Below are 13,450 nucleotides of genomic sequence, written 5' to 3' on the forward strand. Positions count from 1 at the left end.
CCTGAGCGGGTATAGCTTAGTGGTAAAGCTCCAGCCTTCCAAGCTGGCTATGCGGGTTCGATTCCCGCTACCCGCTCCAGCCCTCCCTTCCCAAACAGCCCCGGAAAGTCTATAAAACCCTTGGAAATCCTAGGGATTTGTGCCTTCGGTCGTCCGAGAATGTCCCTATTCTTCCCGCTGCATCCGGGGCCCTTGGGGGCCACATCGCGGGGCCAAGGCATTTCGGGCAATTGGACTGGCCCCCACGTGGGGGCCACGAGCTGGGAAAGGACCGAGGGCCATGCCGCTGACAGATGTTGCGATCCGGAACGCCAAGCCGCGAGAGAAACCCTATAAGGTGGGCGACACGCTCGGCCTGTTCCTGCTGGTGCAGCCTTCGGGCGGCAAGCTGTGGCGGGTCAAATATCGCATCGACGGCAAGGAGAAGAAGCTGGCGATCGGGATCTATCCTCAGGTTGGTCTCGCGGAGGCGCGGCGTAGGCGTGATGCCGCCCGCGAGTTAGTGGCAGCAGGCAAGGATCCGGGCCGCGAGAAGCAGCGCGAGAAGGTGCGGTCGCGCATCCAGGCCGAGACAACCTTCGACGCTATTGCCGCCGAGTTCTGCCAGAAGCGGCGGCGCGATGGTCAAAAGGCCTAGGCGGTGAGCACGGCCACTCGCAGCGAGTATCTGCTGTCGCTGCTCAAGGGATCGATCGGCAAACTGCCTATCACCGATATCGAACCTGCCGATGTGCTTATTGCCGTCCGCAAGATCGAGCGCAAGGGCCAGCTGGAAAGCGCCCGCCGCACCCTGCAACTGGCTGGCGCGGTGTTCCGCTACGCGGTGGCAACCGCCCGTCTCTCGTCGGACCCCACGCGCGACCTGCGCGGCGCGCTGACCGCGCCCACCGTCACCCACTACGGCGCGATCATCGACCCCGCGCGCGTGGGCGAACTGCTGCGCGCCATCGACGGCTATGAGGGCCAACCAATCACCATGCTGGCGATGCAACTGGCCCCGCATGTGTTCGTCCGCCCCGGAGAGCTACGCCACGCCGAATGGAGCGAGTTCGATTTCGAAGGTGCCTTGTGGACCATCCCGGCGGCCAAAACCAAGATGCGCAAGGATCACCTCGTTCCACTCTCACGCCAGTCGATTGCGATCCTCGAAGACCTCCGCACGCTGACCGGACCTGAGGGCTACGTCTTCCCTTCGATCCGCTCCCGCAAGCGCCCAATGAGCGACAATACGATCAACGCAGGGCTTCGCCGCCTCGGCTACTCCACCGACGAGATGACCGCCCACGGCTTTCGGGCCGTGGCCTCGACCCTGCTGAACGAAAGCGGCAAGTGGCACCCAGACGTGATAGAGCGGGCATTGGCTCACGGCGACAGCGACAGGATCCGTGCCGCGTACCACCGGGGCGCACACTGGAAGGAGCGCGTGGCCATGGCGCAATGGTGGAGCGACCACCTCGATCAGCTGCGCAAGGGCGCAGACGTAGTGCCGATCAAGGCGGAGAAGCGGTGATTAGTCTTGAGAAACCGCCACTCGTGTATGATCCGCAATCGCCCGAAGAATTGCGATGGTATTTCAGAAATTTAACGCTGAGTAGTTTGCTCGCAACTCGCCGCAAACCCGCACAACTCGTGGGCGGGTCATTTGTGCACAAACCGTGTTTCCTTCAATACATCAATTAGATGCGACCCGAATTCGCGGGGTAGGGTGTGCTCACTGTTCCCCAACTGCGTGGTGCCGGTTCAATGCCTCTGACGCTTTCAGCTCCGGGCTCCATCAAAATGCTACAGAGCGGAGCCACCGGCAGAAAGAAGCTTCGCTGTGATCTCGTCCTGGGGGTTGTGAACACACAACCTAAAGCGTTCCATCCCGTCATCGCGACCCGGGGATCTCGGAGCCGGCCTGAAATGCCAACAGCCAACCATGATCGCTTAGGCCTTCGATGCGATCTGTGCGCTGGCATTGGCAGCTAATGCCAGTTTTTTGGCAGGAATTGCAGATGGTATCCCATCTGGCGACCGAGTAGTTTTCCTTAGCATTTGCGAAGATAGGTCCGGCATCGTCCACCGGACCTTCGCCGACCGGGAGACACGAGATGAACAAGTTCGCTGCGATTATAGCGTGTGTGATAGCCTTGGCAGCCGCGCCAGTTGCGGCCCAGCGGGTCGAACAGGTTCACTTCGCCCGCGGCGCGAGCGGAACCACGATCGATGCTTCGATCGTCGGGGAAGAGTATATCGATTATCATCTGACGCTGGCGGCCGGGCAGATGCTTTCGGTTTCGCTGCAGGATCGCGGCGGGTCGGCCTATTTCAACGTGATCGAGCCCGGCGCGGGGAATGTGGCGATCTACAACAGCTCGACGAGCGGTCAGACGTTCGAGGCGCGCACCCGCATGGCCGGAACATACACCATCCGAGTCTATCAGATGCGCGCGAGCGGGCGACGCGGCGAAAGGGCGAGCTACCGGCTGAACATCTCTGCCACCGGCAGCGGCGCCTCGCACAGTTCCGACGTGCTGGTTTCGGGCACGCCCTATCACGCGACCGCGATGATCCGCTGCGTCGCCGAACCCAGCAAGCCTATGAGCAGTTGCCGCGCGGGCGTAACACGGCGCGGGTCTAGCGCGACAGTCCATGTGGATACGCCCGATGGCGGAGAGCGCACCATCCTGTTCCGCGGGAACAAGGCGGTTTCGAGCGATTCGGACGCCGGTATCTATGTGGAAAGGCGGGGCGACACTTCGGTTGTAAAAATCGGCACCGTCGAGGTTTACGAGATCCCGGATGCCTTCGTGCAGGGAGGGTAATGCCGGTGTCTGACCCCTTCGCGAACATGGCGGAACCATTGTGCACCCAGATCGCAGATTGACGATGCGAAACTTCAAGCTGCTCATGGCACTTGCGGCCTGTGCGGTTGCCGCCCCGGCCATCGCGTCAACCCAGGGCACGCCCGGGCCGACTTCGACCGGGACGGTCACGATCAACGCCTCGATCACGCCCGAAGTGAACATCTCCAATCTGGACGACTTCACCTTCACCGCGACCCAGCTCGCGACTGCAGTCAATACCGGCCGTCCCGCCGGGCTTACCGACGACATCTGCCTGTGGACGAACAATGTCGACAACACCCTGTTCGTCACTGCCACGGGCGACGGCGCCGGGGGCGCCTTTACCCTTACCGATGGAAGCCGCACGCTGCCCTATTCCGTGACGCTGCGCGTGATTGCCAGTCAATTTCAATTGACCCCGGGAACCAAGACCCGTCCTATCGTCATTTCCAATGCGGGCGTTGACTGTTCCGCCTTCCGCAATGGAACCAACGCCAGCCTCGCCATCATCCTCCAGCGCGACGACATCGCCGCGATGGAAGCAACCACCACCTACACCGGCGTGCTGACCCTGCTGGTTTCGCCGACCTGACAATTCCAGCCCCAGAGGACACACCATGAAGATGAAGCTTCTCGCCGCCGCCACTGCAGTCGCAGGGCTTTCCGCTCCCGCCTTCGCTGCCACGCAGGGCACGCCCGGGCCGACTTCGACGGGCACGGTGACGATCAATGCCACGATCACGCCCGAAGTGGCGATTTCGGATCTCGACGATCTCACATTCACCGCCACCCAGCTGCAAACGGCGCTTAACACCGGCGCAAATGCCCAGCAGGCTGACGATGTCTGCGTGTGGAGCAACAATGTCGATGGAAGCTACTATCTCACAGCGACCGGCGATGGTGCCGGGAACGCATTTACGCTGACTGATGGCACGCGAACACTGGCCTACTCCCTGGGCTGGCGGTTCGGAGGTGGAGCGGTCCAGTCGCTGACATCCGGGACCAAGTCCCCGCGTTTGACTACCACTGCGACTGCGCCCGATTGCGGCGGGTCAACAACGGCTAGCCTGCTGGTAATCCTGCGGAACGCAGACATCGCCGCGATGGAAGCAACCACCACCTACACCGGCGTGCTGACCCTGCTGGTCTCGCCGACCTGAGCTTTCCGACTCAAGGAGACACGACATGAAGACGAAGATTCTTGCGACTGCCGCCGCGCTGGTCTGCCTTTCGGCCCCCGCCTTCGCCGCAACGCAAGGCACGCCCGGACCGACCTCGACCGGGACGGTCACGATCAACGCCAGCATCACGCCGGAAGTGAACATAACCAATCTCGATGACATCACCTTCGCTGCTACAAGCCTGCGGACCGCGCTCAACACCGGGGCCAATGCCAACCAGTCCGACGACATCTGCATCTGGTCGAACAATCCCGACGGCAGCTTTTTCGTCACGGCTACCGGCGATGGCGCCGCCAATGCCTTCACGATAACCGATGGGACCCGCACAACGCCCTATTCGATCGTGATCCGGGATTTCGCCGGGACATCGCAGACGCTGACCGCAGGGACAAAGTCCGCGCAATATCGCAGCAACGCGGTCGCACCCGATTGCGGCGGCTCCACCAACACGACCCTTACGGTCCAGATCACCTCCACCGCGATCGCAGCGATGGAGGCTACCACCACCTATACCGGCGTGCTCACCCTGCTGGTCTCGCCGACCTGATCAGGGCATCAGCGGTCGCCAGATAATGAGCAGGAGAGCGCCCGCTCTGACCGGTGCGGTGCTGTTCGCGACAGGGTTTGCCCTGACGTTGGCTGCCCCGCCGCTCGCCGCGCAGAGCGTGAACATCTCGGGCCTGTCGGACGTGTCCTTCGGCGCGTTGCGGCCCGTCAATGACGCGCGCCGTGCGCAGTCGCTATGCGTGTTCAGCGATCTGCCGGGGCGCGGCTATCTGGTCACCGCCACCGGCTCGGGGGCGGGCGGCGCCTTCGTGCTCGACGGCGGCGGCGGGGCCGACCTGCCCTTCGCGATCGAATGGGCCGACCAGCCGAGCGTCGATCAGGGAATGCCGCTCAATCCCGGCCAGCCGCTCGGCGGGCAGACCAGCACGGCAACCGATGCCACCTGCGGTTCCGGGCCGACCCGCACAGCCAGCCTTGTCGTGGTGATCGCGCGTGCCGATCTCGCCGCCGCCCGTTCGGCGACCAATTACAGCGGCACGCTGACCCTCGTCATCGCGCCGCAATAGGGAGAGGCATGAAACACCTGCGCCCCTGGCTTTGCGGTTGCTGTTCGCTTGTCATCGCAGCTCCGGTGCTGGCGCAATCGCAAGATCCGGCGCTGCTCGCTTCCGAGGTCGAGCGCGAGACCGCGCCGAACGCCCCCGGCGCACAGGTCCGGTCGGCGGCGGCCTTCACCATCTCCACCCCGCCCGGCTTCGAGGATCTGGTCGATCCAGCACCGGTGGTGGTCGACATTTATTTTGGCGGGCGTCTGATCGGCACCACCTCGGGCATCCAGGAGCCCGGATACTTCACCTTCGACGAGCCCGATAAGGTGATCGCGCTAATCGACGGGGTCACGGACCCGCAGGCTGTTGCAGCGGCGCTCACGGGCAGGCTCGACAGCAACGCAGGCCTTGCCTGCCGCGACGATCCGCGCCCCGGCTGCGGCGTGCTGTCGCCGCCGGTTGCGGCGATCATCCACGATCCCGGAAGCTTCCGGCTCGAAATCTTCATCGCCCCCGCGTTTCTCGCTGCGGTCGAAGTGCAGACCAGAGAATACCTGCCGATTCCCGATGCCGGCCTTTCTCTGATCAGCACATTCGCCGGTTCGGTTTCGGGCGTTGAGGGCCGCGCGGCAAACTATGCGCTCCAGAACCGCTCGATCCTCGCATGGCGCAACGCAAGGCTCGTTGCGGATGTGGGCCAGTCGGACAATTTCGGCTTCCAGAGCCAGATCCTCGCCGCCGAGCTCGATACCGGCGCGCTGCGCTATCGCGGCGGGCTGATGTTCTCCGAACCGCTCGCCTTTACCGGGCAGGCGCGGATCTACGGGGCTAGCGTCGGCACGCAGTATGACACCCGCGCCGATGCGGAAGGTGCCTTCACCCAGCCGATTGCCCTGTTCCTGCCGCGCCGCTCGCAGATCAACGCCTATCGCGACGGGCAGCTGCTGGCCTCGATGCAGCTCGATGCCGGCAACCAGCTGGTCGATACCTCGGTGTTTCCGGCAGGCGCCTACAACATCACGCTCGAGATCATCGACGACACCGGGGCCACCCGCACCGAGACACGCTTCTTCACCAAGGACCGCAGCCTGCCGCCGGTCGGCCGCACCGCCTTCTCCGCCACGGCTGGCACCCTGGCGATGGACATGGGCAGCGGGCTGCCGGAATTCGGCGATGACCTGTTTATGCAGGGCACAGTCGGTCACCGTCTGTCGCCCAATGTCTCGCTCGAGGGCGGCGCGCTGCTGGTGGGGCAGGACTTTGTCGCCGAAGCCGGTGCGAGCTATCTGGCCGATGGTTTCAACGGGCGGTTGGTGGGGCTGGCGGGCAATAATGGCAATTACGGGTTGATTGCCAATGTCTCGTGGTTCGATCTTGCCAATGTCTCGGCCAATGCTTTCTTCCGGCGCACCTGGGGGCCGGGCTTCGGCGGCCTTGGCAACCGCGACCGCTTCGGTCTCACGCCAATTAACGACATCAACCTGCTGGTCGGCGACAGCACGCAGGCAGGCGGCAATATCGGGATGCGGCTGGGGCGCGCCAACCTGCGGTTCGATGGTCTCTATTTCAAATCACCCCGTTCAGAGGCCTTCTACGCATTTGGGCCCAGCTTCGATTATGCCACCCGCCCGGCGCGCAATCTCCAGTTGACATTATTCGGCGACGGACGCCGCAGCAGCGACGGCTGGGATGTTCGGGTGGGCATCCGTATTAACTTCCTGCGCGACAATTTCGTGGTGCTGGGCGAAAGCGCCGGCGCATGGCGGCGGCGAGGCGGGGTCGAGGACAGCGGCCCCATCGGCAACCTGCTGGCAACCTATTCGAGCCCCGGCGTGCTGCGCGGCGACTTGTCGGTGGCGGCGGGCTATGCGCGCGATCTCGACAGCGAAAGGGTGCGCGCTGAGGCCAACCTTGACAGCCAGTATGGCCGATTCCTCGGACAGGTCGAACATGTCTTCGACACGCCCGGCGGGGGCGGCACGCGCTATGCCGCCAACGCGATCACCAGCCTTGCGATCGGCGGGAACGATGCCACGCTCGGCGGACGCGACATCGGCGAAAGCGGGATCGTCGTCGCCCTCAAGGGAAGCGGGGACGATGTCGAGATGGACGTGCTGGTCGACGATGTGCCGCGGGCCCGGATCCGTCCGGGCCAGAGCATCCCGGTGTTCCTCCCGCCCTACCGCGCCTATGCGGTGCGGCTTGCGCCGGTGCGTGGGCGGGGCGGCAGATTCGACGCAAATGCGCGCGAAGTCTCACTCTACCGCGGCAACATGCAATATCTCGAATGGGAGGTGCGCGCGGTCCAGGCGGTATTCGGGCGCGTGGTCGACATGGAGGGCAAGCCGCTGCCGGGCGCGGCACTGTTCGGCGAACGCGACTTCATGCAGACCGACGGTTCAGGCTATTTCCAGGGCGAGATCGCTGGCGAGGAAACCTACGTCATGCGAAAGGCCGGCGCGGAAGTGTGCCGCATCACCCTTGCGCCATCGGACAGCAGCCGGCCCCTGCTTGACCTTGGGGACGTGGTATGCACCACAGTAGCGACAAAATCCGGGGACGATTCATGAGTTTCTTTTGCCGCATCATGGCAACCGCAATCGTTGCGATGGCTGGCACTGTGCCCGCTCTGGCTCAAATCGCGGTGCACCCGGTTATCATCGACCTTCCGCCCGAGGATCTGCAGCGCGCCGATTTCACCGTCGAAAACCCGACGAGTGAGCGTGTTTTTGTGGCCGTCGAACCCGCCCGGATCGACGCGCCGGGCAGCGAAGGCGAAACACGGGTGGCGCTCAGTGATCCGCAGCAGCTCGGCCTGCTCGCATCGCCGCCACGGATGATCCTCGAACCCGGCGAGCGCCGCTTCGTGCGGCTTGCTGCCCTGACCCCGCCGGGTGATGCTGACAGGGTGTTCCGCGTTGCCGTCAAGCCAGTAGCGGGGGATGTAACCGGCGAAGAGAGCGGGCTGAAGATTCTGGTCGGCTATGATCTGCTGGTGATCCAGCGCCCGGCTAATCCGACGCTGACCATAGACTGGGAAAACAGCGCCGAGCAGGTGATTGTCCGCAACAACGGCAACAGCAACGCCCAGCTGATCAACGGCCGTTCCTGCAAGCCCGGTCAGCCGGAAGAGAGCTGCACCAAGGTGCCTTCCTCCCGGCTCTATGCCGGAAACGCGATCACCGTGACCAAGGGCGCCGAAGAGGTTGTCACCTTCGACGTGCTCTTCATGGGGCGAAGCAGCCGCATAGTGATGGAATGACCCGCGGCCGCTGCGGCCCGTCGCGCTCCGGATCGCCGGTTGGCACGCCCGCGACGGTCGCCTAGGTTGCATTCTGTCGCAGGCAGCGAGGCAGAGATCATGGAAGCGGACCACGACCAGCCAAGCTTGGGCATGGTGCTCGCCGAATCATCGGGCCTGCGGCTGTTCACCCTCGTCCTGTTCTACTTCAATCAGGGGATCGCTCCGGGCATCTTCCTGTTCGCGATTCCCGCTTGGCTTGCAAGCCATGATGTCCCGACGGCGGGAATTGCAGTGGTCGTGTCGGCGGCGGGTCTGCCGTGGACACTCAAGTTCCTGCTCGGGTTCCTGATCGATCGCTACCCCTACCTGCCGATGGGCCGCCGCAGGGCGTGGATCATCGCGGCGCAGGGGACGCTGGTCGCCGTGATGATCGCTGGAGCACTCGCTAACCCGCAACCTGCCGAAATCGTGCTCCTCGCCGGCCTCGCCTTTCTCGCCAATATCGCCGTGAACTTCCAGGATGTCGGGATCGACGCGCTGGCGATCGACCTCATGGCCGAGGAAGAGCGAACCGGCGCTGCCGCGATGATGGTGGGGGCACAGGTGATCGGTCTTTCAATCAGCGTGGCGACGTTCGGCTGGGCGCTGGAGCACGCCGGCACTCCGGCCGCGATGCTGGCCGCCGCAGCCGTGCCGCTGGTCACGATGATCTATGGCTGTGTGCTGGTCGAGCGGCGCGGGGAACGCCGTCTGCCGTGGAGCAAAGGCACGGCCCATCCCGGCAACCGCGCGATTCAAGTGGCGGCGTGGCGTCCCCTTTTGCGTGAGACTTTTCGTGCCCTCAGAGGGCCGTTTTCCCTCGCTTTCGTGCCTTTGCTTCTGGTGCGCAGCCTTCCTTCCGGGGTGCACGAGACCTATCTGCCCGCGCTGTTCGCCCGCGCGGCGGGCTGGACTTTGTCGGACTATACCAGCCTGATGGCCATGCTGACGACGGCTAGCGGTGCCTATTGTATCCTTGCTGGCGGCCGGATTGTCTCTCTTTTCGGAGAACGCCGGGTACTTGCGGGATGTGCGGCAATCCTTGCCGTTTGGGCCAGCCTCTTTGCAGCCCTGCCATCGTTGTGGAACCAGACTTCCATCCTTATCGGCTATGCAGTCGTCGCGGAATTTCTGATCATGACATTCACAATCGCGTTGGTGCCAGTGGCCATGCGGCTGTGCGTCCCGGGTGCGGCTGCCAGCCAGTTCGTGGTCTACATGGGACTGAGCGGGGTCGGTCGTCCGTTCGGGGCGCTGCTGGCGGGCGCCGCGAGCGGGATGGGCGTTCCGGAGGTGATGTTCTGGGTGATGAGCGCCTGCCTCGCGGCGGCAGGCTTTTATGCGGCAATCTTCAAGCTTGCGGTGGAGCGGGCCGCCCAGCCGGAGTATCGCGGCGCCCGGTTCGAAGCGCCCGGGAACAATGCGGTGCCTTGATTGGCACCGCCGCGTCACGGGCCGGGCAGGGGTTCCTCGCGCAGCATCTGGCCCTGCCGGCCGGCCGCGGCGACAAGAGAGTCGGCCTCCTTGAGAAGCCCGATGAAAGCGACATAGCCGTCATCTAGGCAACCCGAATTCCAGGCGATTTCGGTGGTTGTCGCGCCCTTGGTCAGCCGGAGCGTGCCATAGGGAAGATCGGACATGAAGTTGGCGCAATTACCGTAATCGGGCGCAATCGGCGGCAGCCGGTCAAACACTCGCCGAAGCGCAAGGGCGAGTTGCGCTTCGGCGGGAATTTCATGCCAGACCGCGATATCCCCGGCAGGTGCATCGACGGCTGCCTTGCGGACCTCGGTCCACGAGCCCTCACCGCTTGAGGTGATCCGCCAACTGCTGACGGGTTGTCCCCAGCTCTTGACCTCGAAGGCAATGAAGTCCCATTCTGATGCTGGCAGCGCCCCGTCCCGCGCAGCCAAGGGCGCAAGCGATCCGCAGACCGCCTGAAAGGCTATAACAAGGAAGGTTGCCAAGCGCATGTGGAAGTGGATCTTAATTGCCTTCACCCTCCTTTACGTGATTGCGCTGGCGCTGCTTGCCATCGGGACTTTCGGTTTGTTCGGGCAGGAACGCGACCCGCTTTCGGCCGTCTTCCTGCTCCCGCTCGGGCTGCCGTGGAATCTCGTTGGAGACCGCATCGGGCTGGCCGGGCCTTGGCTGCCAATCCTTGCCCCGGGGATCAACGCTGCCATCCTCTACTGGCTGTGGCGGCGTTGATCCCCTGGGCTGGGTCGCACGCGCCCAAAGCGGAATGTTGGACGACTTCAGTCGCGGGTGAAGACATAGACCTCCGCTTGGGTGCGGATGATCAGGCCGGTCCCGTCTGATGTCAGCGTATAGCCGCTGGCCTTGGGCAGTTCGGAGGCAAGCTCCTCGCCGAAAGTCGGACGCGGACAAAGCGCGCGGGTCGAGGCAACCGGGCCGAAGCTGATCGTGCCATTGCCGCTGCGGGGCGTGGAGGCCGACCACCTGGCGTTGCCGCGGTTGCAATCAAGCTGCATCACCGCCCGCTCGCTTTCGAATGTCAGCGTGTGACGTGACGACAATTCCTCGGTCAGCCGCGTCGATGTGCCCGATGTCTCGACATCGACCAGCCGCCAGCGTGTGCCTTCGAGCGGGTGTGGCGGCGAGGATGTCGCACAGGCCGCAAGCGCGAGCGCCGCGCCGCCCGCGAGGATGACAGCTTTCCCCCGCAAAATGGCCTTTTTGCGATTGATCATGAATCCTCCCCTGCTCGCTTGATGTTTTCCAGCACCTCACGGCACGCTGCCGCGCTTTCTGCGATCTGCTGGCCTTGGGCGATCGGCTTTCCGGAAATGTCCTCGGCGGCGCGCTTCATGACCTCATTGACCTGTTCGTCGGTCAGGTAGCCGAGTTCCTTGGCCGCCTGCACGGTCATGCAGGTTCCGGTCGATAAACCGACCCCGGCGCCCGCCCCCATCATGGCACCGGCGATCAGCGGCGCTCCGATCAGCGTCCCGCCTACGAGGCCCACGAGTAGCGTGAGGATACCGATTGCCAACTTGCCCATGCTTTCCTCCCTGTCAGCCGCCGGTGATCATCGCATCGACGACGACATAGGTCTCAGGGCCAAAGGTGATGGTGGTCTGGTCTCCGTTGCGGGTCCATTTCAGGTCCCATTCTGCCGAACCATCTGCCTGGACGCTGTCGGCGCCATAGGGCTCGGTGCCGCGGAAGAAGATCGCGCGTTTCATGCCGTCGGGTTTGGTCACTTCGACCAGATGTTCCCCCGGCGCATCGCCCCAGTTACGCTTGATCCCGGCATCGCATTTCTGCGTGGGCGGGGCACCGTCGAAGCCGCAGGAGATGATGGTCGTGGCGTTGTAATCTGTGCCGGGCACCAGCTCGTCCTCGCCGTCAGTTGCGGCATCGGGCGGCGGTGGCGGGCCATTGGTTTCGGCTGCCGCCATCGCTTCGGTATCGCCCGCAGCTGCACTGTCGGTGGTGTCGTCCCCCCTGCCGCCGCAAGCCGCGAGGCTTGCCGCCAGCAGCGCGGCCCAAAGCAGACGCGTGTTCATCATCGTCATGGTCTTTCCCCTTCGATCGAAGTGCAGCGCCTTACAGCGCGCCTTCGCTTCCGGTGTACATCACCTCGCCGATGGTGCCGTCGCGATAGGCGAGGCAACGCCATGGGGCCTCGGCACCCGCAACATTGATGTAGATTTCGATCGCAGCTTCGGACTCCGAGATCCGGTTGACTCCGGTCGCGCCGCCGCCTGTCACTTCATTGACCTGCGCGAGGCATTTTTCCTCGAGCCCGCCGGGGCCACGGATCTTTGCCGCTGCGGCTTTGGCGGGCGAGGTATCGGCAGCGGCAGCCGGGCCGTTCTCTCCCATACCGGCATTGGCATCGCCCGTCGGTATGCTCACCAACCGCACGCCATCGACATTGCTCACGATCGTCCCGCCGAGCGCCTCTGCCGAGGCTTCGTCGGGGCAGCCGACCAGAACCGCGCTGTCGTCGAGGTAGCTCGACGTAGCCGGGCTTTCGCCCAGACGGCGGCAGGGCGCGCCGGGACCCGGATAGCCGTCGCCGAAGGGGGCGAGGCTTTCGGGAATGTCCGCCGCAGCCGATCCGGCGGCAGGCTCGGCCGCGCTGTCTTCGGCCGGAGTTCCGCCACAGGCGGCGAGAACCAGTGCGAGACTCGATGCAATCATAAGGCGAGAAATCATGTCATGCTCCACTGTCATCACAAGACAGGAAAGTGTGGCGGGGCAGTTTCATGCCGGCGGTGTGCCTCGGTGCCGGCATGATCCGGCCCCGCCATTCGTAACCGGTTTACCCGTCCCGCTCAGCGGCAGTTCGGGTGCTGACCGATATCGCGGATGTCGTAGAACTTGCCGTCGTCGATGATCACCTGCACACACTGGCGGCTATCGCGCTTCCACTGGATCGAATAGCGGCTGTTGCCGCTGGTGAAATTGTCGACCTGGGTAAAGCCGCGCCGTTCCAATTCGCTCATGCCGCCGGCCGCGCGTGCGCCCCGCAGGTCGTCGATCCGGGCGGTCTGGACATAGCCGCCGCGGCGGTGGTGATGGCTGAGGTTGGCCTCGCGCTCATCCACGCCTTTCTCGTAACCATGCGAATAGGCATCCGAGCGGCTGTAATTGTGGTAGGTCGCGCCATGGAGCCCGTCGGTGTAGCCGCGATCGAACTCGGCGGTCTGCTCGCGGTCGTAGTCGCGGCCTTCCTTGTGGTGCGACTTGCCGCCGAGAAGCGCGCCGAGGATCGCCGCGCCAGCGACCACACCGACCGCGGTGGCAGCGCCGTCACCCTTGTGATGGCCGCAATCCTGATCGGTGGCGTCGTTGATGGTCATGACCTTGCCGCTCGTGGATTCGACGACCACGCAGTTGTCGTTGCCGCCGTGCCACCAGTAGCTGTTGACGAAGCCGCCGGAACTGCGATGGCTGGAAATGCTCTTGAAACCGCGCTTGACGAGTTCCCGCTCGGCGCTAGCGGCATCCATGCCGTTGATCCAGGTCAAGCTGCTGGCCTTTTCCGCCAGAACAGGTGTGGCGACCAGTGCAGCGCAGGCCGTTCCCAAGGCGACGCGGCGAACGAAATGGTTCTTCATTGACTTCTCC

At 64.1% G+C, this 13,450-nt stretch carries 15 protein-coding genes, 1 tRNA gene and 1 pseudogene; 11 read left to right on the forward strand and 6 right to left on the reverse strand.

What is annotated here, in order from left to right; genetic code table 11:
• Positions 1-5: 5 nt before the first annotated feature.
• The 10 genes and pseudogenes from I603_RS08830 to I603_RS08875 all read left to right on the forward strand — a co-directional run bounded on the left by I603_RS08830 (position 6) and on the right by I603_RS08875 (position 9,781).
• Positions 6-79 (forward strand) — tRNA-Gly (locus I603_RS08830).
• A 201-nt stretch (positions 80-280) separates the two neighbouring features.
• Positions 281-1,510: pseudogene (locus I603_RS08835) on the forward strand (tyrosine-type recombinase/integrase).
• A 583-nt stretch (positions 1,511-2,093) separates the two neighbouring features.
• Positions 2,094-2,807 (forward strand): hypothetical protein, encoded by a 714-nt coding sequence (locus I603_RS08840; RefSeq protein WP_143736697.1) that lies wholly within the window; start codon positions 2,094-2,096, stop codon positions 2,805-2,807.
• A 64-nt stretch (positions 2,808-2,871) separates the two neighbouring features.
• Positions 2,872-3,420 (forward strand): hypothetical protein, encoded by a 549-nt coding sequence (locus tag I603_RS08845; RefSeq protein WP_068864222.1) that lies wholly within the window; start codon positions 2,872-2,874, stop codon positions 3,418-3,420.
• A gap of 25 nt (positions 3,421-3,445) precedes the next feature.
• Positions 3,446-3,988, forward strand: a complete 543-nt coding sequence (locus tag I603_RS08850; protein WP_068864224.1) for a hypothetical protein — start codon at positions 3,446-3,448, stop codon at positions 3,986-3,988.
• Between the two features lie 25 nt (positions 3,989-4,013).
• Entirely contained in the window at positions 4,014-4,556 is a 543-nt protein-coding gene (locus I603_RS08855) for a hypothetical protein (RefSeq protein WP_068864226.1), read from the forward strand.
• A gap of 25 nt (positions 4,557-4,581) precedes the next feature.
• Entirely contained in the window at positions 4,582-5,082 is a 501-nt protein-coding gene (locus I603_RS14695; RefSeq protein ID WP_158093643.1) for a hypothetical protein, read from the forward strand.
• A gap of 8 nt (positions 5,083-5,090) precedes the next feature.
• Complete coding sequence (locus tag I603_RS08865) at positions 5,091-7,634, forward strand: TcfC E-set like domain-containing protein (RefSeq protein ID WP_158093642.1); 2,544 nt, start codon at positions 5,091-5,093, stop codon at positions 7,632-7,634.
• Positions 7,631-8,326 (forward strand): fimbrial biogenesis chaperone, encoded by a 696-nt coding sequence (locus tag I603_RS08870; RefSeq protein ID WP_068864230.1) that lies wholly within the window; start codon positions 7,631-7,633, stop codon positions 8,324-8,326. The genes I603_RS08865 and I603_RS08870 overlap by 4 nt, the downstream gene beginning before the upstream one ends.
• Before the next feature lie 99 nt (positions 8,327-8,425).
• Complete coding sequence (locus I603_RS08875; protein ID WP_068864232.1) at positions 8,426-9,781, forward strand: MFS transporter; 1,356 nt, start codon at positions 8,426-8,428, stop codon at positions 9,779-9,781.
• Between the two features lie 14 nt (positions 9,782-9,795).
• Here the strand turns inward: I603_RS08875 and I603_RS08880 are convergent, their stop codons facing one another.
• A complete protein-coding gene (locus tag I603_RS08880; protein WP_068864234.1) occupies positions 9,796-10,320 on the reverse strand; it encodes a hypothetical protein in 525 nt (174 codons plus the stop codon).
• Here I603_RS08880 and I603_RS08885 point away from each other — a divergent pair.
• Positions 10,319-10,558: a hypothetical protein gene (locus I603_RS08885; protein ID WP_068864236.1), complete on the forward strand. Its 240-nt coding sequence runs from the start codon at positions 10,319-10,321 to the stop codon at positions 10,556-10,558. The two genes, I603_RS08880 and I603_RS08885, sit on opposite strands and share 2 nt — an antisense overlap.
• A gap of 47 nt (positions 10,559-10,605) precedes the next feature.
• On the opposite strand, the gene I603_RS08890 is transcribed toward I603_RS08885, so the two are convergent.
• The 5 genes from I603_RS08890 to I603_RS08910 all read right to left on the reverse strand — a co-directional run bounded on the left by I603_RS08890 (position 10,606) and on the right by I603_RS08910 (position 13,440).
• Complete coding sequence (locus tag I603_RS08890; RefSeq protein ID WP_068864238.1) at positions 10,606-11,061, reverse strand: META domain-containing protein; 456 nt, start codon at positions 11,059-11,061, stop codon at positions 10,606-10,608.
• Complete coding sequence (locus tag I603_RS08895; RefSeq protein ID WP_068864240.1) at positions 11,058-11,372, reverse strand: hypothetical protein; 315 nt, start codon at positions 11,370-11,372, stop codon at positions 11,058-11,060. The genes I603_RS08890 and I603_RS08895 overlap by 4 nt, the downstream gene beginning before the upstream one ends.
• A gap of 13 nt (positions 11,373-11,385) precedes the next feature.
• A complete protein-coding gene (locus I603_RS14700; RefSeq protein ID WP_198157238.1) occupies positions 11,386-11,889 on the reverse strand; it encodes a hypothetical protein in 504 nt (167 codons plus the stop codon).
• Between the two features lie 31 nt (positions 11,890-11,920).
• Positions 11,921-12,520, reverse strand: a complete 600-nt coding sequence (locus tag I603_RS14705) for a hypothetical protein (RefSeq protein ID WP_198157239.1) — start codon at positions 12,518-12,520, stop codon at positions 11,921-11,923.
• A 134-nt stretch (positions 12,521-12,654) separates the two neighbouring features.
• Positions 12,655-13,440 carry a hypothetical protein gene (locus I603_RS08910; RefSeq protein ID WP_068864242.1) on the reverse strand — a complete coding sequence of 262 codons (786 nt, stop codon included), beginning with the start codon at positions 13,438-13,440 and terminating at the stop codon, positions 12,655-12,657.
• Positions 13,441-13,450: the final 10 nt, after the last annotated feature.

This window comes from Erythrobacter dokdonensis DSW-74, from assembly GCF_001677335.1.
In the GTDB taxonomy this organism is placed as follows: Bacteria; Pseudomonadota; Alphaproteobacteria; order Sphingomonadales; family Sphingomonadaceae; genus Erythrobacter; species Erythrobacter dokdonensis.

Coding starts and splice junctions, on each gene's coding strand:
- I603_RS08840 (WP_143736697.1), top strand. CDS start 2,094: ATGAACAAGTTCGCTGCGATTATAGCGTGTGTGATAGCCTTGGCAGCC.
- I603_RS08845 (WP_068864222.1), top strand. CDS start 2,872: ATGCGAAACTTCAAGCTGCTCATGGCACTTGCGGCCTGTGCGGTTGCC.
- I603_RS08850 (WP_068864224.1), top strand. CDS start 3,446: ATGAAGATGAAGCTTCTCGCCGCCGCCACTGCAGTCGCAGGGCTTTCC.
- I603_RS08855 (WP_068864226.1), top strand. CDS start 4,014: ATGAAGACGAAGATTCTTGCGACTGCCGCCGCGCTGGTCTGCCTTTCG.
- I603_RS14695 (WP_158093643.1), top strand. CDS start 4,582: ATGAGCAGGAGAGCGCCCGCTCTGACCGGTGCGGTGCTGTTCGCGACA.
- I603_RS08865 (WP_158093642.1), top strand. CDS start 5,091: ATGAAACACCTGCGCCCCTGGCTTTGCGGTTGCTGTTCGCTTGTCATC.
- I603_RS08870 (WP_068864230.1), top strand. CDS start 7,631: ATGAGTTTCTTTTGCCGCATCATGGCAACCGCAATCGTTGCGATGGCT.
- I603_RS08875 (WP_068864232.1), top strand. CDS start 8,426: ATGGAAGCGGACCACGACCAGCCAAGCTTGGGCATGGTGCTCGCCGAA.
- I603_RS08885 (WP_068864236.1), top strand. CDS start 10,319: ATGTGGAAGTGGATCTTAATTGCCTTCACCCTCCTTTACGTGATTGCG.
- I603_RS08880 (WP_068864234.1), bottom strand. CDS start 10,320: ATGCGCTTGGCAACCTTCCTTGTTATAGCCTTTCAGGCGGTCTGCGGA.
- I603_RS08890 (WP_068864238.1), bottom strand. CDS start 11,061: ATGATCAATCGCAAAAAGGCCATTTTGCGGGGGAAAGCTGTCATCCTC.
- I603_RS08895 (WP_068864240.1), bottom strand. CDS start 11,372: ATGGGCAAGTTGGCAATCGGTATCCTCACGCTACTCGTGGGCCTCGTA.
- I603_RS14700 (WP_198157238.1), bottom strand. CDS start 11,889: ATGACGATGATGAACACGCGTCTGCTTTGGGCCGCGCTGCTGGCGGCA.
- I603_RS14705 (WP_198157239.1), bottom strand. CDS start 12,520: ATGATTGCATCGAGTCTCGCACTGGTTCTCGCCGCCTGTGGCGGAACT.
- I603_RS08910 (WP_068864242.1), bottom strand. CDS start 13,440: ATGAAGAACCATTTCGTTCGCCGCGTCGCCTTGGGAACGGCCTGCGCT.